Below are 22,216 nucleotides of genomic sequence, written 5' to 3'. Positions count from 1 at the left end.
ATAGCTATTAGTGGATCATAAAAATCTGCTATATTATAGAATACTTAGTAATAGGGTAATGTTAACTTCCCCTTATTTATATTGAAAACTAAAACAAATATTAATTAGATAAATGAAAAAACTATACTTTTTTATAATACTATTATTCTGTAGTTCTGTTCATGCTGGTGAGGTTGATAATCCAGCTCAACTTAGGAGAATGAATGTAATACAAGCTGGGGAAATACAGACACTAAACAAGAAAAAACAGGCTCTTGAGCAAGAACTGAATGAGAAAAAGGCAGAGCTAGAAGATTCCAAAAATAATAATAACGATAATAATAGCTCGAGTAATTCAAATTCTTCATCAAGTACTGGGCAAAGAGCTGCTCCTAGTAATAATCCTACCCCGGAACAATATACTGGTAGTAATAAGCGTATTACTCAAGAGGATACAAACCCTCAAAGGGATTTTAAAAAACATGTAAATGAAGATGAAAATCTTGATATTACTACAAAAGAGCAAAATACTAAAACTAATCAATCACCAAGTCAGGTAACTGAGAATTCTAGTCAACAAGCAATAATTTTAGATGATAATAAGCAACCAGACAGCCAAATTGTTCAAAGGGAAGAAGTAAATTTAGAACGGCAAGCACCTTCAGAAAATACTGTGAAATTGCATGAGGAGGATATCAAAGCAGCTGAAGAAAAATTAGCAAAGTTACTAAGCAACATAAATGATTTGGATGATAAATACACGAAGAAAAGACTAGAACTTGAGAAACTAGAAAAATTAGAATCCCAATTATCTAAGCAACCTGAGATAAAAACTAATTCATTTAGTCAGCAGGCTCAACAAAATAGAGGTGGTTCACAAGATGATTCAAAGGTAAAAAAGGAATTGCTTGCTAATAATTCACAACAACAGATGGCAGGTTTTGTTCAAAAAGAACCAGAATTAAAGAATGCACAGGCTGAGGTTAAAGCAGCTGAAGCTATAATACCAAAGGAGGACAAGGTATTAGCAAAGGCTACTGAAAAAACACAACAACAGACAAAAGTTTTGCCTCGACAACAAAATGCTGCAGATCAAGCTGCAAAAGATGAGGTAGATAACGCTGCACAAGTTAAGAGAGCAGCTTTGGATAAAGAAAAAGCTGCAGCGGTTAAGCAAGAACAACAACGGAAAGCAGATTTGGCTGCAAAAGACGCAGATTTACATAAGGCTAATGATATAATACGGCAACAGACAGCAGACTTGGATATACAAGCATCAGCTTTGAATAAAGCGGTTCAAGATAAGGATCAGGCAAAGAAGAGTTTAGCGGCGGCTAATGAAACAGTACGGCAACAGACAGCAGATTTGGCTAAAGCGAATAAAGAGAAAGATGAAGCGGTTAAAGCTGCAGCAGATGCACAGACTGTGATAGCAAAGAAAAATGAGGAATTAGACGCTTTGAATAAAAAACAAGATGCTGTACAGGCTGCGATGAAAGAGAAAGACAAGGAATTAGAAGATTCTAAGAAGGCTAATAAAGCCTTAGAAGATAAGATAACAGATTTGAATAAAAAACAAGATGATGCACAGGCTGCGATGAAAGAGAAAGACAAGGAATTAGAAGATACTAAACTACTTGCCAAAACTGAACAAGATAATTTGCAAAAAGTTCAGGCTAAGCTGGATAAAGCGGAGCAAGTTGTACAACAACAGGCAGCAGCTTTGACTACACAAGCATCAGCTTTGAATAAAGCGGTTCAAGATAAGGATCAGGCAAAGAAGAGTTTAGCGGCGGCTAATGAAATAGTACGACAACAGACAGCAGATTTGGCTAACCAACGAGTAGCTTTGGATGCAAGAACAACAAAGTTGGCTACAGCGGAGCAAGTTGTACAACAACAGGCAGCAGCTTTGACTGCAGCGGTTCAAGAAAAGGAGCAGACGGAGAAGAACTTAGCAGCGGCTAATGAGACAACACGGCAACAGAAAGAAGACTTGGATATACAAGCATCAGCTTTGAATAAAGCGGTTCAAGATAAGGATCAGGCAAAGAAGAGTTTAGCGGCGGCTAATGAAACAGTACGGCAACAGACAGCAGATTTGGCTAAAGCGAATAAAGAGAAAGATGAAGCGGTTAAAGCTGCAGCAGATGCACAGACTGTGATAGCAAAGAAAAATGAGGAATTAGACGCTTTGAATAAAAAACAAGATGCTGTACAGGCTGCGATGAAAGAGAAAGACAAGGAATTAGAAGATACTAAACTACTTGCCAAAACTGAACAAGATAATTTGCAAAAAGTTCAGGCTAAGCTGGATAAAGCGGAGCAAGATGTACAACAACAGACAGCAGCTTTGACTACACAAGCAGCAGATTTGGCTGCAGCGGTTCAAGAAAAGGAGCAGACGGAGAAGAACTTAGCAGCGGCTAATGAGACAACACGGCAACAGAAAGAAGACTTGGATATACAAGCATCAGCTTTGAATAAAGCGGTTCAAGATAAGGATCAGGCAAAGAAGAGTTTAGCGGCGGCTAATGAAACAGTACGGCAACAGACAGCAGATTTGGCTAAAGCGAATAAAGAGAAAGATGAAGCGGTTAAAACTGCAGCAGATGCACAGACTGTGATAGCAAAGAAAAATGAGGAATTAGACGCTTTGAATAAAAAACAAGATGCTGTACAGGCTGCGATGAAAGAGAAAGACAAGGAATTAGAAGATACTAAACTACTTGCCAAAACTGAACAAGATAATTTGCAAAAAGTTCAGGCTAAGCTGGATAAAGCGGAGCAAGATGTACAACAACAGACAGCAGCTTTGACTACACAAGCAGCAGCTTTGGCTAAAGCGGAGCAAGAGAAAGATGCAGCGGTTAAGGCTGCAGCAGATGCACAGACTTCGATGGCAAAGAAAAATGAGGAATTAGACGCTTTGAATAAAAAACAAGATGCTGTACAGGCTGCGATGGCAGAGAAAGATAAGGAATTAGAAGCTACTAAACAACTTGCACAAACTGAGCAAGATAAGTTGGATAATTTGCAAAAAACTCAGACTGAAGTTCAGGCTAAGTTGGCTACAGCGGAGCAAGTTGTACAACAACAAGCAGCAGAGTTGGCTAAACAAGCAGCAGCTTTGGCTAAAGCGGAGCAAGAGAAAGATGCAGCGGTTAAGGCTGCAGCAGATGCACAGACTTCGATGGCAAAGAAAAATGAGGAATTAGAAGCTACTAAACAACTTGCACAAACTGAGCAAGATAAGTTGGATAATTTGCAAAAAACTCAGACTGAAGTTCAGGCTAAGTTGGCTACAGCGGAGCAAGTTGTACAACAACAAGCAGCAGAGTTGGATAAACAAGCAGCAGCTTTGGCTAAAGCGGAGCAAGAGAAAGCTGAAGCGGTTGAGAAAGAACAACAACAGAAAGAAGAGTTGGCTATACAAGCAGCAGCTTTGGCTACAGCGAAGCAAGAGAAAGCTGAGGCGATTAAAGAGACGAAAGATTTTGCAGCAGCTGCGGCTACAGCACAAGGACATGTACAGAGTCTAGCGAGACAGTTAGATGAAGCGGCTCAAGAGAAGGACAAACTGGGGAGAAAGTTAGCAGAGGCTAATGATAAAGAACAACAACGGAGAGAAGAGTTGGTTGCACAAAACGAAGAGTTACAGTCGGTACGGGAGCAGTTGACTGCAACGGAGGAAGAGAATGCTGAAGTTGTTCAAGCTATGCAAACCGCAAGACAACATTTAGACGATTTGATTGGAAAAGAAGAAGAGTTAAAGGGTATTAAAGAGAGTTTTGCTGTATTGGAGCAAGCTTACGAAGATGCGATAGCAAAACAAAAAGGTGATGCACAAAATAAGTTACAGGCGGATAATACAAACGACCAAACTGATCTTGCCAATCAACGCGATAAATTAGCTAAAGATTTAAAGGCAACAAAGGATAAGTTAAACAATGCACGAGCTAAGATAGCACATAATAATCCACAATTAAAACCAAATTCGGTAAAGAAGAAAAGAGTTAACGTTTCACTTCCGTCTAGTGGAGCAAGTAATACACCTTTAAATCAGAAGCAAAATGCTGCAACTATAGACCCTCAGGCAAAAAATTTATTGGCTGGGGCTAATAAGAAGCTTGAGGATGCTAGGCAAGAGGCTAGAACAATAGAGAGCCAAGCAGATATAATAAAAAAAGAGGCTGATAAGAAACTTGAGAGAGCTAGGCAAGATGCTAGAATGAAAGAGAGCCAAGCAGATGGAATAAAAAAAGAGGGTGAAAAGAAGGTTGTGAGTGCTAGGCAAGATGCTAAAATGAAAGAGAGGCGAGCAGATGGAATAAAAAAAGAGGGTGAAAAGAAGGTTGTGAGTGCTAGGCAAGATGCTAGAATGAAAGAGAGCCAAGCAGATGGAATAAAAAAAGAGGGTGAAAAGAAGGTTGTGAGTGCTAGGCAAGATGCTAGAATAAAAGAGAGCCAAGCAGATGGAATAAAAAAAGAGGGTGAAAAGAAGGTTGTGAGTGCTAGGCAAGATGCTAGAATGAAAGAGAGGCGAGCAGATGGAATAAAAAAAGAGGGTGAAAAGAAGGTTGAGAGTGCTAGGCAAGATGCTAGAATGAAAGAGAGCCAAGCAGATGGAATAAAAAAAGAGGGTGAAAAGAAGGTTGTGAGTGCTAGGCAAGATGCTAGAATGAAAGAGAGGCAAGCAGATGGAATAAAAAAAGAGGGTGAAAAAAAGGTTGAGAGTGCTAGGCAAGATGCTAGAATGAAAGAGAGGCAAGCAGATGGAATAAAAAAAGAGGGTGAAAAGAAGGTTGTGAGTGCTAGGCAAGATGCTAGAATGAAAGAGAGCCAAGCAGATGGAATAAAAAAAGAGGCTGATAAGAAACTTGAGAGTGCTAGGCAAGATGCTAGAATGAAAGGGGGCAAAACAACTAAGGGGACAAAAGAGATGATGACCCCAAATGTTCATCAAAGAGAACTTGCAAAAACCCTGAAAACGCAAGAGGCTTTAAAGTCAAGCTCAGGAAATCAAGTGGCTAAGAGTGAACAAGTGACTGGAGAAGTAAGTGACTACTCTCCATTGGTCAAGACTCCAAGCAGACTACCGGTAAGACAGGGAAAGGAACTAGCAGTTAATGATAAAGGTCGATTAATAATACAAGAACAAGATCAACATCAACATCAAAAATTACTTAAACCAAAAAATGAAGTTGTGGAGTTAAAGCAAGAAGGCGGGGTACAACCGTTCAATAATCTAAAAACTATAGATGAAACTGTACCCCCTGATACCAAGAGTTCAATTAAAACAGAACCAACTGCGGAAATTGCAGAGCTAAAGAAATTGAAATTTGAGGTAATCAGTCCAGAGATAGTGGTAGGAGCTGCTGTTACTAAAATCGAAAAAAAAGGAGGGGCAAATACCAAGCATAAATCCAGCGTTATGGAAAGAAAAATACCAATAGTAGTACCTAAAGCAGTAGAGTTTAAAAAAACTGGATTGAAGAAAGTTGGGCAACAATAAATGGATATATGATAAAAAAATTGTTGGAACATAGCAGTATTTTTGTGGTGATCAATATTGTGGTGGTGCTGCTTGGGATATACGCATATTTGCAGCTGAAAATTCAACTTTTACCCAATATCCCTGCTTCAAATATTTACATTTCGATCATCAACCCGAACGTCAGACCGGATTTGATAGAGAAATACATTACTAAACCTTTTGAAGAGGTTTTTTCACATGTTGATGGTCTTGAGTCGATTCTTGCTGTTAGTCAGCTAGGAGAAAGTAAAATAACGTTAAGTATTGCCAAAAAAGTTCCGATAGAACAAGCAATTAACCAAGTTAGAGATTTGATACTAAAAAATAAGGCTCTCTTGCCAGAGGGAGCTAAAGACCCGATAATCTCGACTGAAAGCTTTTCTGCTTTACCAATGATGTATATTGCTGTGGGGTCTAATAATAATTTGTTAGTTACCGCTGAGGATATTGAAACAATCAAGAAAAAGCTTAAATATGTTGATGGTGTAGCCAATTCATCTGGTTTTGGTGTGACAGAAAAAGTGGTTAATATCGATATTGATCCGGAAAAAATTGCAAAATATTATATTCCTTTAGATAGTGTCCTTGCTTCGTTAACACTACAAAATACTGATTTTTCTGGTGGTAAATTATCAAATCAATATAAAACAGAGTATATATCTTTTGATACGACAATCAATAAGTTGAGTGATTTTGGCGATATCAATTTGGAAAGTAATAATGTTGCTATAAAATTAAAAAATATTGCTAGCATTACGCTATCAGATAAAGAGGCACTTAGTTTTGCCTATTTTGGCACGAATAAAATTGTTTTATTAGGTATTTTTGCTAAGTCAGATGCCAATCCAGTTGATGTATCAAAAAATGTAAAACATTTCCTAGAATATTACGAAAAAGCTAATCCACACTTTACCTTTCAGGTTGTTATTGATGATAGCCAAGATATTTTACAAGCTTTTCAAGAAGTGAAAAAAACTTTGATTGAATCGGTATTGTTGGTGTCAGTAATTGTTTTACTGCTAATGGGATCAGTGCGATATTCAATTATTGCAATCTGTGCAATTCCAGTCTCAATGGCTGCTTGTTTGGTTATGCTATATTTGTGTGGTTTTACACTCAACTCGATAACGATGTTGGCAATGGTCTTGGCTATAGGGTTGGTGGTTGACGACTCTATCGTAGTGATTGAGAATGCTGAACATTACTATCAGAAAAATAAAAATGCTTTAACTAGTATATTGCAAGCAATTTATGGTCTCTTTTTATCTGTTTTAATATTGATGCTTACGCTAGTAGTAATATATATCCCTATTTTGTTTATTAAAGGAGAGGTAGGAAAAATTTTACAGGAATTTTCTCTATCAATCATTGCTTGTTTAGTGATGTCCTTTATCGTGGCGTTTACTTTAACACCTATATTGTTCTTAAAACTAGCAAATAATACGCATGAAAGCAAATTTGCTCAAATTGTTAATAAGACGCTGGATATGATTACGGACAAATATAAAAGTTCTTTATTTTTTATTATACGCTATGCCAGAGTATTTTTATTCTTAGTAACTATAGTTGTAGCAGCTGGTACATATGTTGCATCAAACTCTATGAAAATAGAAATTGAGCCATTTGAAAAAAAAGATATGATTATACTTACCAACATCTTTATGCCTAATACCAGTTTAAGTTATATCCATCGTTATATGGAGAAAATTACTAAAATAGTCAATAGTAGTGATAATATTAAATATACCCTAAATATTGAAGAATCGCCACGTTCAACAATTTGGATAATATTAAAAGATAAAACTAAAGCGGTGCAAACCTTGCATGAAATTGAAGCTAAACTCGCAAGAATAGCAGTAGGTGGAGATGTTTCAGTGAAGTTTGCCCAGGGGAAAAATACTGGTTCAGCAAAGGGTAACGTTGAGTTGAGCTTTTATGTCAATAACCATTCATCTATGGAGAAGGCTTGGCAGGATGTTCATTTTATACAGGCTAATTCACAGAATTTATTTACTAGTGTTATAGCTATTGCGACTTCACTTGTGCAAGATTATAAAATTTGGTGTAATCAAGATAAATTATTCAAATATGGCTTAAGTCAGAAAGATATATCAAATACTTTAGATATTCTGTTTAATGCTAGAAAGATAGGAAACTTTAAGCATTATGATAATACTTATGATGTTGTTGCTAAATCAGACCCTAAATTTGGTAAAATGCTAAGTAATATACAAAATATGTTTATTACAACACAGAAAAATGGAGAAAACCTTATTCAGCTTAAGGATATATGCGATATTGATAGGGTAAATACAGTTAATCAAATTATGCGTTATAATGAGCAGTATTCCATTGAAGTAATTGCCACTGCTAAACATGGCGTTAAATTGCAAGATGCAGTGCATTCTATTGATCAGTTAAATAGTAAATTGCCAAGTGATAGTGATATTAGCTATAGTGAACAAACGAAAATGCTTATTGATTCAACATCATCATTTACATTACTAATTTTAGTATCTGTATTTGGACTCTACTTATTAATGTTTGCACGCTTTAACGATTTAATGCTATCATTTATTATTCTAATTGGAGGAATTCCAGCTGCTTTAAGTATAGCTTTATTGAGTTTATATTTTACTCAAGGGGGGTTAAATATCTATACTCAAATATCACTTATCACATTAGCGGGATTAATGACTAAGCATAGTGTATTGTTATGTAGTGCAATGCATCAAGGGAAAGGAGGGATAAAATCAATAGTAACAGGAGCCACATCAAGAATCAGGGCAATTTTAATTACTTCTCTGGCTATGAGTATTGGCTTGCTGTCACTTTTCTTTGATAGTGGGAATTATGCCAATAGTCGCTTCCAAATGGCTATGGTTCTAGTAACAGGCATTGCTGTTGGATCGATATTAACACTTTATGTAACCCCTTTACTTTATATTAGTTTTTATCGTATTCGTTACCAACAACAGCTGTCGAAAGTTAGAAGGTAGAGCGGGTTTTAGGTAAGCATCTGGTGAGAGTGGTTTATCAATTGGCATAAGTTTGTAGTAATATTATTTGAGAATAAAATAATTATAGAAATACAAACAATTTAATGCTATAGTCACATGACTTGGAGAGGTGGCCGAGAGGCTGAAGGCGACGGTTTGCTAAACCGTTATACGGGTAACCGTATCGAGGGTTCGAATCCCTCTCTCTCCGCCATTCGGTACGAGTTGTCGTTTTTTCAAAAATATCGAACGGGAAACGTAGAGAGGTCTCAAGTTTTTTGCCCCTAAGCTCCAGGTTCTGAAATACGAATTTTATCATTTTGCGTTTTTGGGGCATTTCAGAACCTTTGAAGGTTTCATAGGCTTCAGAAGCTAGAGTTATCAAGGTTGAGGCGGCATCGGTAAATTTGTCATCTGCTTCTTCATAAATTTTTAACAAACGCACAATTTCATATTGACGATCTTTTAATTGTTGTTTTTTTGCTTGAAATTCTTCTGTACTCAGTTCACCATTAAGTCGTAAATCTATTAATGAGTTCAATCTTTTTTCGTTTTCAGTATGTTCTTTTTTAAAACTAGCTGTCGCTTTATCATGTTCATCTTTTTTTAGCTCATTAGTGTTTTTAAGGTGTTCTAGCGTGTCTTTTAATAGCTCGGGGTCTCTTATACCTATTTTCTTAAAAACCTCTTATACCTTCGCTAAAACCTCATCTTCCCTAACATATATTTTTTTGTTTGGATTTTTTGGATCCCATGCTACCAAATAAACCCATTGATCTACCTTACCATTAGAATATGTTTTACTATGAATTTCCGATGTCACTATCTTGCCTGTTGTTGCACAAGTAATTAACCCTCTAAATAGGAAATCTTTACCTCCATATTTGAAAGGCTTTTTATTCCAACCTAAACGTACTTCTTTACATGCCATAAATGTTTCTCTTGTAATAATTGGTGGATAATTATGCAGCCACATCTCTCCTTTTACTAACATTTCACCGTAATAAAATGGCTGCTGCATTAAACGGTGTAATACTGTTTTATTTAGGTAATAATTCTTTTTACTCCTTAACCCTAACTCTTTTGCCATGTTCACTATGCTTCCAAGAGTATATTCTCCTGTAGCATATTCTTCAAATAATTTTTTTATAATAAAAGCTCTAGATGAATCTAGAATTACTGTACTATTGCCATGTGCATCTCTGCTATTTAGATAACCAATAGGAGCAGGACCTATCCATTCTCCTTTACGTAATTTATGATCTAAACTCCTTTTGACATTATCACTTAAACTATCAACATAAGATTGAGCCATTAATACGTTCATCCCCCATACCAATTTTTCATGAGATTGAGAATCTTTTGTTAATATATAACCTTCTGTTCTAAAATGTAATTCTATTTTACCATCTTTTATTGGTCCTTCCAATAATGAAATTTCTGAAATTCGTCTTTGAACGCGATCAACTTTATCAGCTACAATAGCAATGGTTTCTCTATGGCTTTTAGCAAATTTGATCATCTCTTTAAATTATTTGCGATCACCTCTGCTTGAAGATTCGATAATTTCAAAAGTTTTGATAACTTCAAGATTTTTACGTTGGCAATATTCTACTAATCTATATTTTTGAGCTTCAATTGAATGCCCCTCTTCTTGCTCCCTTGTTGAAACACGAACTAAAATTATAGCATTTGTTGCTTTGTCTGTCATATATTCTTCCTATTATAATATTAGTTTAATTGCTTAAAACAATCTCCATCATGGATAAACCGTATAATTAGATCAGTCAAGTAAAGTATGTGCTTAATTGTCTCATTGTAGTGAGTCATTGCAGGTAAATGTAACATTTTTAGCCTATACAAATTTTCCAAGAGATTTTGAGGCTTATCTTCTGGCAAATCAGATTATTACTTATTTTTCTTGTTCTTTTTTCTGTTTCATTTTGTAGTCAATAATTATTTGATAAAAACCAATTAAATTCTTAGCTGAGTCATGAAGTTCCTCGTCACTCAATTGGTTGTTAGACATAGTTTTTAGTTTGTTAACTATTGACAGGTAAGTTTCTTTGGAAGAGCGTTTATCCTTATCTATTTCCTTTACTATCTTCTGTATATCGGCTTTGCTCATAATATCCTCATCTTATTAAATGTTATTTTATATTCAGGAGTTTTAGACTTTGTAAAATTATGCTAAATTTTTTATTTTTTAAGCAAAAATTAAATTATAAAGTGCTATATGCTATAATTTTAAAACCTTAATATGCAATCAAGTTACCCTCAAGTTATATAGTCAATTAACCTGAATTAGTGCCGAACAAGCACCCATCGGGCGAGACATAGCCGACGAAGTAATCCATTTAATCGTTTTTTTGGATTGCTTCGTCGCCACTAAAGTGGCTCCTCGCAATGACGCTGAGGCTAAATAATAATCGGATTTATAACGTTGCCAATTCAAGTTAATTCACTATAATATTTAATGGGATAAGCATTTTTGACTTTTTACTAAATGCGAAACTCCCGATATTCTTATTCATTTCTTTTTTGAGAGTGGTGGTTGTTCAAATATTCCAGCATCATAGCCATAAAAATCATTAGGTGTCACAGCTCCTTGGGTTATTTTAAAAATATTCATCATAATTTTCCTTTTTGGGATAGTACCTTCATATAAATATTTATGAATATGGGCTTGGCTAATATTAAATAATTTCGCTACTTCACCAGAATTTTTTTTATTCCACTGCATCCATATCTCAAGTCTCATAAAAATATACCTTACACCTTTAGCTTAACTACAGGTGATAAATTGTAACTTACTATATTATGGTTAATAAGAATTTTTCTTAGCTATAACTTTATCTTTAACGTTATTATATGGTTTTGACTGTAATAAAAATTTTGAAGCTTGTGTAAGGAACTTACCAGCAGTAATTTTTTATTACAGTTATTTTTGATTGAAACTAGGGGCGGAATCTACGCAAATTCGGAATAAGTACTAGAAAAGCAGACATATAGGCACTATAAGAAATCATTATGTGTGAATTCACAGAAATGTAATTTATACATATCCTTGTAGTACTTATATCTAAAGCGTTTTTACTAATCCTTATCCCAAATTCACGTAATCTACAAAAACTTACTCACAGTTAAATAGTATTGTGATAGGTAAAATTATAAGTAATTTTCATATATACCACTTTTATATTTCTAAATAATTAGCTTAATAATGAATGAAAATAATATTTTACACACAATTGGTTGGTTAGCGAAATAAATGCTGGAGTGAACAATATAGGTAGAGAAATTTAAAGAAAATCATGTTACAACAATCACAAGATTATTTAAAAACTTACTTTTACGTAGTATTTGGCTATTTAGAAGGTTTTGTACCATTTCGCTCTTTTTCTGAAAAAGGTAATAGCAATAGGAGACCACCAAGTAATATTTGGGTCAAGGCTGATGATCATATAGTAGAAGAGGCATTAAAATTTGCTAAGCTAACTAATCAACGAAGCACAGCCTTTTATGTTATTCCAGGTACTGTTGGTAAAGTAGGGGTAGCTTGCAGTCAAGATGTTATGCAAATGCAAACTCTGCTTATTGATATTGATGAAGGAGATACTGACCACAAATTAGCAGAGTTAACAGCTACTATAGGTGAGCCAACTATGGTGGTGGAATCTGGAGGTATTACTGAATTAGGTCATGCCAAACTGCATATTTATTGGCGACTGGATAAAGCGGTAATGGGTAATAATTTGCAGCAATTACTAAAACTTAGGCAACAAATCGCTAAAATATTTGGTGGCGATAGTCATTTTAAGTCTGCACATCAACCAATTAGAGTAGCTGGTTCAATTTACCATAAATTTGGCAAAAATAGTGTAGTTAAGATTAGGACGTATAGTCCAGTAGAATATTCGATAGAAGAGCTAATAACCAGAGTAGAAGCAATAAGCCCCTACAAACATTTTCATGAAGTAAGCAATAATACAAAAACTAATAACACCAACAAGCTATTGCCTATTGAAAAAGTCCTTACCAATAAAGTTTATCAGGGAGGTAATGGAGAGCAGACCAGGTTTAATCATTTAAGTCGAGTAATTGGCTACTGGCTGCGGCGGTGCCATGATGGGTTAATTAGCAAGGACAGGGCGATTGAAGAAATTTATGGATATAACCTAACTAATGTAGTGCCTCCCTGGTCTGTAGAGAAGATACAGCAAAGCGTTAATGGTTTATGGAAGGTGCATTTGCAAAAATATGGTGAACCACAAAAAACATCTTTTCCAGATTCTAGAAGTCTAGATAATGACCAATTGCCAATAATTACCAGTTTTTCATTAGAGTCTCTTTTATCAGATAAAACTGCCTTACCTAAAGATATAATTGCTCCACGTATTTTAACACCAGGTGGCATATTAGTTTTTGGTGGTACTCCTAAAGTTGGTAAAAGCGACTTCTTGCTGTCATTATTTGTTCATATGGCAGCTGGTCAAGAATTTATTGGTTTTATACCACCAAAACCACTGAAAATTCTCTATTTTCAAGTAGAAGTTGGTTACCATTATTTACGTGAAAGACTACAAAACATACAATTATCAGAAGAGATAATTAATCTAGCTAAAGATAATCTATATATCTCAAGCAACTTAAAGTTAAGTTTGAATGAAAAAACTATAGAAGAACTGGCTAGACATATTAAACAGACTTTGCCAGATAAACCAGACATCATTGCTATTGATCCTATAAGAAATGTCTTTGATGGAGGTAGAAGTGGCTCCACAGAAAACGACAATGATGCTATGCTATTTTTTTTGCAAAAAAGGATTGAGTTACTGCGAGATCAAGTAAACCCAGATGCTGGGATTATACTGGTACATCACACTCGAAAAATCACTAGAATGCAGTTTGAAGAAGATCCATTCCAAGCATTTAGTGGGGCTAGCAGTTTGCGTGGTTATTACAGTGCAGGTATTTTGTTATACAAGCCTGATGTGGAAAATAACAACCGTAAATTGATCTTTGAACTACGTAATGGTCCAGAAATTCAAACTAAAATTGTCTGCAAAAAAAATGGATTATGGATAGAGCAACCTATTGCAAATGACAGAAGAATAGCATTTAAAAAAAGTGGCTTATTATTTGATAGAGAACGACAGAGAAGAATTGAAGTGATCATTAATTTGCTTGAGTCTGAAGCTATTAAAGGCAAGTTTTATTTAATGAAGCAGTTTGGTGAGAAATTTCGTAATACTCATGATTTAGGAAATAAAAGAGCTATTTGTGATGATTGTTCTGCAGCTGCTACTAAAGGACTTATTAAATTTTTTGATAACCCAGAAGATTATGGATTAGACCTTGTTAAAGAAGGTAGGGCAAATTTTGGTTTTATGTGTACGCAAAGAATGAAAATGTATCTAGGCAGCTCTGTAGATGCCAATATTGGAACAATTGCTCCAAATTATAAAACAATATTACCTACACATTATAAGCGTGACGGTGATGGTAAAAAAGAGGAAGTAGTTGATCCTGAAATTTGGAGCATAGATTTTGAGCAGTGAGTAAAACTAATGAAGATAATGTAACACGGTAAACTGCAAATTTTTTAAATGCAGTAAATTAAAACTGTGAAATTTAAAAATGCAGTAAAAAAGCACTGTCCTTTTGAAATTCTTGTAAGTCCTATCAGAGATCAGGATATGAAGCAAGATTAAAAAAGCAGTTAAATTAATATAACAAACTACTTGTATTATACAGACTAGATGCTATGCTAATCCAATTAAGGTTATTATTAGTATAATATATTAGTGATTTTTCATACAAATCACGTTGGTATGTCTTAATGTTAGTTAAACTCATTTTATAATCGTAATATCTTAGCTAAAATTGATATCATTGATTGCGAAATTTGGTCTTTATTATTACTAGCCTAACAAATAACTATGAAGAATGATCAAAGATTAATGAATAACTTCTTTACTTTAGAGCAATCGGATCCTCATATTAAAGTGCCTATAATTTACAGCAGTAATTCTAAGAAGTATATTTCTATAAAAATAAATCACGATGGAGTAAAGGTAATATTACCTTTACTATTACAAGATGTAGATGATAGATATAAACCAGGTATTAGAAGTATTGTGCATAAATTTCTTCTAGAAAGAGAACCATGGATTAGAAAAAGTTTAAATAAATTTGTAAAACCAGAAATTATTATAGATACTCTATCTGTACCCATATTTGGCGAAACATATTCATTACATAATATTGAAGCTAATTATGATAAAATCGAGATTAACCAAAACAGTATCCAAATATATTCCCAAAATAATCAATATCAAAATATATTAATAAAGTTTTTAAAAGATACTTTATTATCAGAAGCCTATAAATTAGCTATTATATTTAGGGAAAAACATAATTTATATTTTACTGGAGTTAAACTGATTGATAATAGGAATAACTGGGGTAGTTGTAATTACTTAGGTGAACTATCATTTAACTGGCGGTTAGTTTTTGCACCCAAAAACATTTTGGAATATTTAGTAGTTCATGAAATGTGCCATTTAGTAGAAAAAAATCATAGTAAACGTTTTTGGAATCTTGTAATGCAGGACTACCCAGATTATAAATCAGCTATACTATGGCTTAAGCAAAATGGAGATAGGTTGAATCAATATTTTAGATAAAATGCGTGATTCGTATATCTCATTATAACAAAAATTATGCTAAGCTAAAATTAAAAAAGCAGTACGCTTTAAAATAATAATGTGCTTTTGAAATCCCTATAAACCCTGTTATGAATCAGGATTTAAGACAAAACCAAAAAAGCAGTACACTTTTAAATGAAAATGCTCTTTTGAAATCCCCGCAAACCCTATTATGAATTAGGATATGAAGCAAGCTCAAAAAAGCAGAACTCTGCTTTTTTAATACGTTTTTGGAACCCCTGCAAATCCTATTATGAATCGAGATACGAGGCAACATTAAAAAAGCAGTACGCTTTTAAATAATAATGTGCTTTTGAAATCCCTGCCAACCCTGTTATGGCTCAGGATTTGAGGTAAAATCAAAAAAGCAGTACGCTTTTAAATGAAAATGCTCTTTTGAAATCTCCGCAAACCATATTATGAATCAGGATTTGAGGTAAAATCAAAAAAGCAGTACACTTTTAAATAATAATGTGCTTTTGAAATCCCCGCCAACCCTGTTATGGCTCAGGATTTAAGACAAAATCAAAAAAGCAGTACGCTTTTAAATAATAATGTGCTTTTGAAATCCCTGCTAACCCTGTTATGGCTCAGGATTTAAGACAAAATCAAAAAAGCAGTACGCTTTTAAATGAAAATGCTCTTTTGAAATCCCCGCAAACCATATTATGTATCAGGATAAGAGGCAAGCTCAAAAAAGCAGAGCTCTGCTTTTTTAATACGCTTTTGGAATCCCTGCAAATCCTATTACAAATCAGGATTTGAGGTAAAATCAAAAAAGCAGTACGCTTTTAAATAAAATGCGTTTTTGACCCCTCAACAAAGCTCATATCACAGCACTTTAAAGAGGTATCAAAAAAGCAGAATTTTGCATATATATAAATATATATAATAGCAGACTATAAAAGTCTGCTGTTGATATATTTATGCATTTTTGCTTGCAATGATTTTTCCGAGCTAACAAACTACAGTACCAAACTCAGCAGGTTGAATATAATTACTAGAAGTAAGAATTTTTACCTAAGTTCCAGTATGATCCTGATGGTAAGCTCTAACTGACAGTAATTTTTAATTGCTAGCTATTGCAATTTAGAAGCTTTAGGGTACAATAAAAGATGCAGTAGTAAAGGCAATTAAGGTAAAAAATATGAATCAAAAAAATATTTTAAACAAAGATAAAGAACAAACTAAGCAAACGATTGACGGTCGAATAACGAGCGAGTCAGCAATAGATCAGTGTTCAATTGATGATTCTGTTTTTACTGCATTAGTTGCAAATGAAATATTTGCAGAGTTAACAGCTCAATTGGCTGCCTGCTTAAACCTACCAATTCAAGAATTTGGCTATCGCCAATTTTTAAACAATGGAGCAACGATGGGCTTTTGCACAAGAAATATCAAAAACACCCAAAGCAAAAATCTAGGCTACGAATACGAAACTTTGAGAAGATTCTATAATCAGGAAGCATGTAACAGCTTTATCATCTACCAAAGAACAAAAGATAAAATTGAAGGTTTTTACTTTTTGTCTTCAAGCAATAATTCAGAGATTATTAGCTATTACATTAATCACCTTGAATCTTTTGAACAGTTTATTAACATTGTCAGTCTTTATGTTAGTATAGTTATGAGTAGCATAAGATGCAATAATTCATACTGTGAAACTTTACAGCACAATGATTTATACGTAAAAATTTTTAGTCAAAATAGCTTGGACGAATTATTTCCTGCAAAGCTTTCAAGCAGTAACTAAAAATGGTTCCATTATGAAAATAACTAAACTTAACATAAAGTATCTAGGCAAATCTTTCATTCTTACCCAAAGAGCTATGGAATGTCTTATACTTGCAGCTCTTGGGTTTCCTAAAAAGCACATAGCAAGTAGATTAGGCATATCGTACAGAACTGCAGAAAAACATATAACAAATGCTAAAAATAAAATTGGCATTTATAATCATAGACAATTAATTGATTTTTTATTTTCTAGTGAAATATTTAAGCACCCTACTACTGCTACTATTGCAAGCAACATCAATCAATATAAAAATTAATTATTTTAAATTGCTCATTCCTTAATTTTCTATAACATGAGGTTTATTAGCAAGAATAATAGGTGAAAATGCCAACTATTCGTTTTTAATTAATCTCTTATGCTTTTCTAGAGAATAATTAAAGAATGAACTAACATGATGCAACAACAAACTTTTATAAATGACAATACAAGCACAGCGATTGATAAAATAACTACTATTAACCCTACTAACCCAATTATTAGACCATTTTTTCAATGGGTAGGAGGCAAAAGAAAAATAGTTGATAAACTGATAGAACGCATTCCGCTAGGTTTAAATAATTATTATGAGCCTTTTCTTGGTGGTGGAGCACTGTTTTTCCAAGTAAAAAATAGATTCAATAAATGTTTTCTATCTGACATTAATCTTGAGCTTGTCACCAGCTATAATGCTGTCAAAAAGTATCCAGCAAAAATTATAGAGTTATGTGAATCATATCGGTTAAAACATAGTAAAGAATATTATAACCAAGTTAGAGATAATAATATTAATAGCAATGATCCTACTGAAATTACTGCAAGATTTTTATATTTAAATCGATATTCTTTTAGGGGAATATACCGAGTGAATAAACATGATCAAGTTCGAATGTCTTGCTCTACCAGAAACTATGCTACTTTTGGTAATTTTACTACTATACTTAACCAATGTAGCCGTACTTTACAAGATACGACAATTTACGCAGGAGATTTTTCTTTTATAGAACCGCAAGCGAATGATCTTGTTTACTTTGATCCACCATATCATAAATCAGGTGAAGTTTTTTATACCAGATTACCATTTAGCGAAGATGATCAAGTAAGACTTAATAAATTTGCTATGGAATTATCTAATAAAGGAATCAAGCTTATGATTTCTAACAGTGATACTAGCTTTATTAGGGAATTATATAAAGATTTTAACATTAGTACTATTACAATCAAATATCCGATATCAAATTACCGAAGAACATCTAATGAAGTGTTAATAACAAATTATGTGTGATAATAAATACCGAACAGTAATGGTGACATATAGGGACCGTTGAAAGATAAAAAATTGGTCTAATTTCAAAAAAAGAAAAAATCTTTTGTCTAAAAAATTACAAAAAAAATCATCGACTCTGATGTTTTTAAAAGATTGCAATTTTTTTTCATAAATTTTAGCTTTTTGTTCTGCCAGATACTTAATTTTACATAGCCAGAACGGTTAAGCGTTTCAAATTAAAACATATTGCATTCATAAATTCAGTAAATTGATTTTTTGCAATACCTATATATCTCAGTCGCTTATTTTCTTGTGAAAACACCCTCTCAAATGGAGACCTAATAAAAGTATAATATCGATCAAGAGCAAAATTCTTCTCTTTCATGTTATTTTTCTTAATGGCACATAGATGAATTCCTCTACCAGCAGCAACGACCTTTGCTGTTGCAACACAATAACCTTTATCAGCATATACCGCTCCGCTAGTTGGTAAAACATGGGCTAAACCTTTTGCATCTGTAACGTTAGCAGGAGTTACAGCAACTTTATTAATCAATCCAGATTGAATATCCACGCTAACATGTTTCTTGTAACCATACCAAAACTTATTGCCACCTTTGCAACCAATCCTAGCTTGTTTATCATATGCAATTTTCGGCAGAGATTCATTGTTCAACTTCTCATATTTTTGCCTTCTAGCTTCATCTCGCTCTTCCCACAAGCTAGCTTTAGAAATTAAATGGCTTGCGTCAACGAAAGTAAATACTTCACTCATATAACCTTTTGAACGTAGTTGTTCTCTGAATAATCTAAAAATCTTAGATAACATATTTGTACCTATCTTGGCTCGAACTTTACTAAAAACACTATAGTCAGGTGTAGTTTCAGTAAGCTCAAAATCACAGAACCACTTAGCTGCATTGCTATCGTTTAAATATCTTTCTAGTTCACGATCTGATAAGTCTTCCATAAACTGTAACAGTAAGCATTTAAAAAGTCGCAAAATGCCATAACCTTTATAATTAGCTCTGGATTCAATAGTTTTTAATTCTTTAGCTGCTACTTCAAAATCAAATAATTCTTTAAATTTACGATATTGATGATTTGCGTTAACTAATTGATTTAGACATACCATCGTCATTTGATTCGAAGACATTCTACAACTCTCTTTTTTCTTTTTTTTCATTATACCATACCTATCTCTTCTTTCAACAGTCCCATAATTTATCATCTTAAGCTTAGTTATGACGCTACAACGGAGAAAGTAGTAAGAAAAAGCAATAGCAAATAATTAACAAAAGAGGAAGATTATGGTGGATTCGAAGAAAATACCAAACACAACTAACAAAATAACTAGCAAACAAAAAGATCAGCATTGTCTAGATAATAACTGGGGCGATACTCTCTCATATTTCAGCTATGGAATAATTATCATTTTACTTAGCACTATTGCCTCTGAAAGTTTAGCGGTAGATTTAGGTAGATTTGGCAAAGGTGTCGTCGAACCACTGGTAAAATTTGTAACGGATTACTGGGTTTATGGAGCTGGGCTTGGTGGTATTTTCACAACTATTCTATCTGAAGGTGATGGTCGCGTTCGAGTAGTTCGTGGCGGTACAGTTTTTGTCGGTAGTAGTGCTATTTGTATGGGTATACTAGCTGCTATAGCTTAAATCAAGGATAAATTGTTACAATATTTGATTTTTAACTTTTTTACTTACGAGATTCAATTATGGAAAGAGTACGCTTTAATAATTGCTTAAACAAACCAGTGAGATTTTGGAACATATCTATTGGGTCAATAGTAGGGGGTATTAGCTTTGGGTTAATCATTTTATGTTTTAAAGGAGTGTTATGGTCTTTTTTGGCGAGTAGCATTGGTTTTACGATAGGTGGTTGATTTATGGATAAATGGTGGATTGGCATAATCCAGCGTTGGCTCTATTGGCATCTGCCATTTGGTAGGCTGGTTATATCAGCCAATTTACCAGAGTCTCACATAAGGTTGTTTATGTAGTAATACTAAATATTAAATGTAAATAGACATGGAATAACTAGGGATTAAAGAATGGAAAAGATAATAGCTATAGGTAACATCCAACAAGTAGCAAAACAGCGGAATTTGTTTTTAATATTAACGATGCTACTTTGCGTTAGTTGCTTAGGGTTATCAATTAAATTATTGACGAGCAATGAAAAAGTAATTTTGGTACCAAGTCTTAGTCAAGAAATATGGACTAGTAATAGTGGAGTTTCCAAAGGATATCTGGAAGAAACAAGCCTAATGTACCTACCAATGCTCCTTGATTTAAATTCAGAAATAATAGATTACAAAGCAGCTATCATCTTTAAATATATTTCACAAAGTGATCCTACTTATATGAAAAATATCCAAAACTATTTTGCCGATAGCAAAGAAACATACAAAAAATTTGCCTTATCAACATACTTTTCCATCAAGAATTTAGAAGTTGATAGTAAGAATTTGCAAGTAATAGCAGCTGGCATGCTAACCTCAAGATTTGGCGATAAAGGTTTTGAGGTCATTCCTACTTCTTATCAATTATCTTATGAGTGGCTAGGTGGACAGCTTAGACTGAAAGAATTTGTAAGAATCAATGAAAATCAAGAAGCAGAGATAGTACGGCACAACAGAGAAAATGATAAAGAGAAAAAATAAAGGATCAGAAAACTAGAGAATAACATGATGAGCAAAATAATGACCAAAATAACACTAATGATTGCCATGATATTAACGAGTAGTGGAGTACTTGCAGCACAAGAATTTGAATATATACCAGGAAGAAAAATCAAGGCTAAAATAAGTGCAAGTAACGTTAACAGAATAGAATTTGGAAAAATAGCTATAGCACAAATTATTGGTGATGAAAGTAAATGGGACTGTTGAAAGAAGAGATAGGTATGGTATAATGAAAAAAAAGAAAAAAGAGAGTTGTAGAATGTCTTCGAATCAAATGACGATGGTATGTCTAAATCAATTAGTTAACGCAAATCATCAATATCGTAAATTTAAAGAATTATTTGATTTTGAAGTAGCAGCTAAAGAATTAAAAACTATTGAATCCAGAGCTAATTATAAAGGTTATGGCATTTTGCGACTTTTTAAATGCTTACTGTTACAGTTTATGGAAGACTTATCAGATCGTGAACTAGAAAGATATTTAAACGATAGCAATGCAGCTAAGTGGTTCTGTGATTTTGAGCTTACTGAAACTACACCTGACTATAGTGTTTTTAGTAAAGTTCGAGCCAAGATAGGTACAAATATGTTATCTAAGATTTTTAGATTATTCAGAGAACAACTACGTTCAAAAGGTTATATGAGTGAAGTATTTACTTTCGTTGACGCAAGCCATTTAATTTCTAAAGCTAGCTTGTGGGAAGAGCGAGATGAAGCTAGAAGGCAAAAATATGAGAAGTTGAACAATGAATCTCTGCCGAAAATTGCATATGATAAACAAGCTAGGATTGGTTGCAAAGGTGGCAATAAGTTTTGGTATGGTTACAAGAAACATGTTAGCGTGGATATTCAATCTGGATTGATTAATAAAGTTGCTGTAACTCCTGCTAACGTTACAGATGCAAAAGGTTTAGCCCATGTTTTACCAACTAGCGGAGCGGTATATGCTGATAAAGGTTATTGTGTTGCAACAGCAAAGGTCGTTGCTGCTGGTAGAGGAATTCATCTATGTGCCATTAAGAAAAATAACATGAAAGAGAAGAATTTTGCTCTTGATCGATATTATACTTTTATTAGGTCTCCATTTGAGAGGGTGTTTTCACAAGAAAATAAGCGACTGAGATATATAGGTATTGCAAAAAATCAATTTACTGAATTTATGAATGCAATATGTTTTAATTTGAAACGCTTAACCGTTCTGGCTATGTAAAATTAAGTATCTGGCAGAACAAAAAGCTAAAATTTATGAAAAA

The 22,216-nt window shown here is 33.8% G+C and carries 16 protein-coding genes and 1 tRNA gene; 12 read left to right on the top strand and 5 right to left on the bottom strand.

Annotation, left to right across the window (positions count from 1 at the left end; genetic code table 11):
- Window positions 1-112: 112 nt before the first annotated feature.
- The 3 genes from ACQH1V_RS01175 to ACQH1V_RS01165 all read left to right on the top strand — a co-directional run bounded on the left by ACQH1V_RS01175 (window position 113) and on the right by ACQH1V_RS01165 (window position 8,728).
- The gene (locus ACQH1V_RS01175; RefSeq protein WP_425360554.1) at window positions 113-5,494 is read left to right on the top strand and encodes a hypothetical protein; all 5,382 of its coding nucleotides are present in this window, start codon (window positions 113-115) and stop codon (window positions 5,492-5,494) included.
- Window positions 5,495-5,502: 8 nt separating this feature from the next.
- Entirely contained in the window at window positions 5,503-8,514 is a 3,012-nt protein-coding gene (locus tag ACQH1V_RS01170; protein WP_425360553.1) for an efflux RND transporter permease subunit, read from the top strand.
- A gap of 124 nt (window positions 8,515-8,638) precedes the next feature.
- A tRNA-Ser gene (locus ACQH1V_RS01165) sits at window positions 8,639-8,728 on the top strand.
- Between the two features lie 474 nt (window positions 8,729-9,202).
- Here ACQH1V_RS01165 and ACQH1V_RS01160 read toward each other — a convergent pair.
- From ACQH1V_RS01160 to ACQH1V_RS01145, 4 genes are all read right to left on the bottom strand, one after another.
- Complete coding sequence (locus tag ACQH1V_RS01160) at window positions 9,203-10,036, bottom strand: recombinase family protein (RefSeq protein WP_425360552.1); 834 nt, start codon at window positions 10,034-10,036, stop codon at window positions 9,203-9,205.
- Window positions 10,037-10,045: 9 nt separating this feature from the next.
- A complete protein-coding gene (locus ACQH1V_RS01155; protein WP_425360551.1) occupies window positions 10,046-10,225 on the bottom strand; it encodes a recombinase family protein in 180 nt (59 codons plus the stop codon).
- Window positions 10,226-10,426: 201 nt separating this feature from the next.
- Window positions 10,427-10,642, bottom strand: coding sequence for a hypothetical protein (locus ACQH1V_RS01150; protein ID WP_425360550.1), 216 nt, complete (start codon window positions 10,640-10,642; stop codon window positions 10,427-10,429).
- Between the two features lie 402 nt (window positions 10,643-11,044).
- Entirely contained in the window at window positions 11,045-11,275 is a 231-nt protein-coding gene (locus ACQH1V_RS01145; protein ID WP_425360549.1) for a hypothetical protein, read from the bottom strand.
- A gap of 553 nt (window positions 11,276-11,828) precedes the next feature.
- On the opposite strand from ACQH1V_RS01145, the gene ACQH1V_RS01140 reads away from it, so the two are divergent.
- The 5 genes from ACQH1V_RS01140 (at window position 11,829) to ACQH1V_RS01120 (ending at window position 18,280) form a co-directional block, all read left to right on the top strand.
- On the top strand, window positions 11,829-14,075 hold the full coding sequence (locus ACQH1V_RS01140) for an AAA family ATPase (RefSeq protein ID WP_425360548.1): 2,247 nt from the start codon (window positions 11,829-11,831) through the stop codon (window positions 14,073-14,075).
- A 381-nt stretch (window positions 14,076-14,456) separates the two neighbouring features.
- Window positions 14,457-15,203 (top strand): M48 family metallopeptidase, encoded by a 747-nt coding sequence (locus ACQH1V_RS01135; RefSeq protein ID WP_425360547.1) that lies wholly within the window; start codon window positions 14,457-14,459, stop codon window positions 15,201-15,203.
- 1,168 nt (window positions 15,204-16,371) lie between these two features.
- Window positions 16,372-16,977: a hypothetical protein gene (locus ACQH1V_RS01130; protein ID WP_425360546.1), complete on the top strand. Its 606-nt coding sequence runs from the start codon at window positions 16,372-16,374 to the stop codon at window positions 16,975-16,977.
- A gap of 13 nt (window positions 16,978-16,990) precedes the next feature.
- The gene (locus tag ACQH1V_RS01125) at window positions 16,991-17,275 is read left to right on the top strand and encodes a helix-turn-helix transcriptional regulator (protein WP_425360545.1); all 285 of its coding nucleotides are present in this window, start codon (window positions 16,991-16,993) and stop codon (window positions 17,273-17,275) included.
- 135 nt (window positions 17,276-17,410) lie between these two features.
- Complete coding sequence (locus ACQH1V_RS01120) at window positions 17,411-18,280, top strand: DNA adenine methylase (protein WP_425360544.1); 870 nt, start codon at window positions 17,411-17,413, stop codon at window positions 18,278-18,280.
- A 187-nt stretch (window positions 18,281-18,467) separates the two neighbouring features.
- Here ACQH1V_RS01120 and ACQH1V_RS01115 read toward each other — a convergent pair whose 3' ends face one another.
- Complete coding sequence (locus ACQH1V_RS01115; protein WP_425360537.1) at window positions 18,468-19,448, bottom strand: transposase; 981 nt, start codon at window positions 19,446-19,448, stop codon at window positions 18,468-18,470.
- A gap of 124 nt (window positions 19,449-19,572) precedes the next feature.
- On the opposite strand from ACQH1V_RS01115, the gene ACQH1V_RS01110 reads away from it, so the two are divergent.
- The 4 genes from ACQH1V_RS01110 (at window position 19,573) to ACQH1V_RS01095 (ending at window position 22,173) form a co-directional block, all read left to right on the top strand.
- Entirely contained in the window at window positions 19,573-19,935 is a 363-nt protein-coding gene (locus ACQH1V_RS01110) for a hypothetical protein (RefSeq protein WP_341759821.1), read from the top strand.
- Window positions 19,936-20,330: 395 nt separating this feature from the next.
- The gene (locus ACQH1V_RS01105; protein WP_425360543.1) at window positions 20,331-20,942 is read left to right on the top strand and encodes a TraE/TraK family type IV conjugative transfer system protein; all 612 of its coding nucleotides are present in this window, start codon (window positions 20,331-20,333) and stop codon (window positions 20,940-20,942) included.
- A gap of 24 nt (window positions 20,943-20,966) precedes the next feature.
- Window positions 20,967-21,170: a hypothetical protein gene (locus tag ACQH1V_RS01100; protein ID WP_425360542.1), complete on the top strand. Its 204-nt coding sequence runs from the start codon at window positions 20,967-20,969 to the stop codon at window positions 21,168-21,170.
- Between the two features lie 22 nt (window positions 21,171-21,192).
- A complete protein-coding gene (locus ACQH1V_RS01095; protein WP_425360537.1) occupies window positions 21,193-22,173 on the top strand; it encodes a transposase in 981 nt (326 codons plus the stop codon).
- The last annotated feature ends 43 nt before the right edge of the window (window positions 22,174-22,216 follow it).

Source organism: Candidatus Tisiphia endosymbiont of Ceraclea dissimilis (genome assembly GCF_964030735.1).
In the GTDB taxonomy this organism is placed as follows: Bacteria; Pseudomonadota; Alphaproteobacteria; order Rickettsiales; family Rickettsiaceae; genus Tisiphia.
Note: the sequence above shows the minus strand (reverse complement) of the source record. Positions and strands in the feature narration are given on the sequence as shown.

What these genes read in the sequence shown, in the direction of transcription:
- ACQH1V_RS01175 (WP_425360554.1), top strand. Translation starts at nt 113, where the DNA reads ATGAAAAAACTATACTTTTTTATAATACTATTATTCTGTAGTTCTGTT.
- ACQH1V_RS01170 (WP_425360553.1), top strand. Translation starts at nt 5,503, where the DNA reads ATGATAAAAAAATTGTTGGAACATAGCAGTATTTTTGTGGTGATCAAT.
- ACQH1V_RS01160 (WP_425360552.1), bottom strand. Translation starts at nt 10,036, where the DNA reads ATGATCAAATTTGCTAAAAGCCATAGAGAAACCATTGCTATTGTAGCT.
- ACQH1V_RS01155 (WP_425360551.1), bottom strand. Translation starts at nt 10,225, where the DNA reads ATGACAGACAAAGCAACAAATGCTATAATTTTAGTTCGTGTTTCAACA.
- ACQH1V_RS01150 (WP_425360550.1), bottom strand. Translation starts at nt 10,642, where the DNA reads ATGAGCAAAGCCGATATACAGAAGATAGTAAAGGAAATAGATAAGGAT.
- ACQH1V_RS01145 (WP_425360549.1), bottom strand. Translation starts at nt 11,275, where the DNA reads ATGAGACTTGAGATATGGATGCAGTGGAATAAAAAAAATTCTGGTGAA.
- ACQH1V_RS01140 (WP_425360548.1), top strand. Translation starts at nt 11,829, where the DNA reads ATGTTACAACAATCACAAGATTATTTAAAAACTTACTTTTACGTAGTA.
- ACQH1V_RS01135 (WP_425360547.1), top strand. Translation starts at nt 14,457, where the DNA reads ATGAAGAATGATCAAAGATTAATGAATAACTTCTTTACTTTAGAGCAA.
- ACQH1V_RS01130 (WP_425360546.1), top strand. Translation starts at nt 16,372, where the DNA reads ATGAATCAAAAAAATATTTTAAACAAAGATAAAGAACAAACTAAGCAA.
- ACQH1V_RS01125 (WP_425360545.1), top strand. Translation starts at nt 16,991, where the DNA reads ATGAAAATAACTAAACTTAACATAAAGTATCTAGGCAAATCTTTCATT.
- ACQH1V_RS01120 (WP_425360544.1), top strand. Translation starts at nt 17,411, where the DNA reads ATGATGCAACAACAAACTTTTATAAATGACAATACAAGCACAGCGATT.
- ACQH1V_RS01115 (WP_425360537.1), bottom strand. Translation starts at nt 19,448, where the DNA reads ATGAAAAAAAAGAAAAAAGAGAGTTGTAGAATGTCTTCGAATCAAATG.
- ACQH1V_RS01110 (WP_341759821.1), top strand. Translation starts at nt 19,573, where the DNA reads ATGGTGGATTCGAAGAAAATACCAAACACAACTAACAAAATAACTAGC.
- ACQH1V_RS01105 (WP_425360543.1), top strand. Translation starts at nt 20,331, where the DNA reads ATGGAAAAGATAATAGCTATAGGTAACATCCAACAAGTAGCAAAACAG.
- ACQH1V_RS01100 (WP_425360542.1), top strand. Translation starts at nt 20,967, where the DNA reads ATGATGAGCAAAATAATGACCAAAATAACACTAATGATTGCCATGATA.
- ACQH1V_RS01095 (WP_425360537.1), top strand. Translation starts at nt 21,193, where the DNA reads ATGAAAAAAAAGAAAAAAGAGAGTTGTAGAATGTCTTCGAATCAAATG.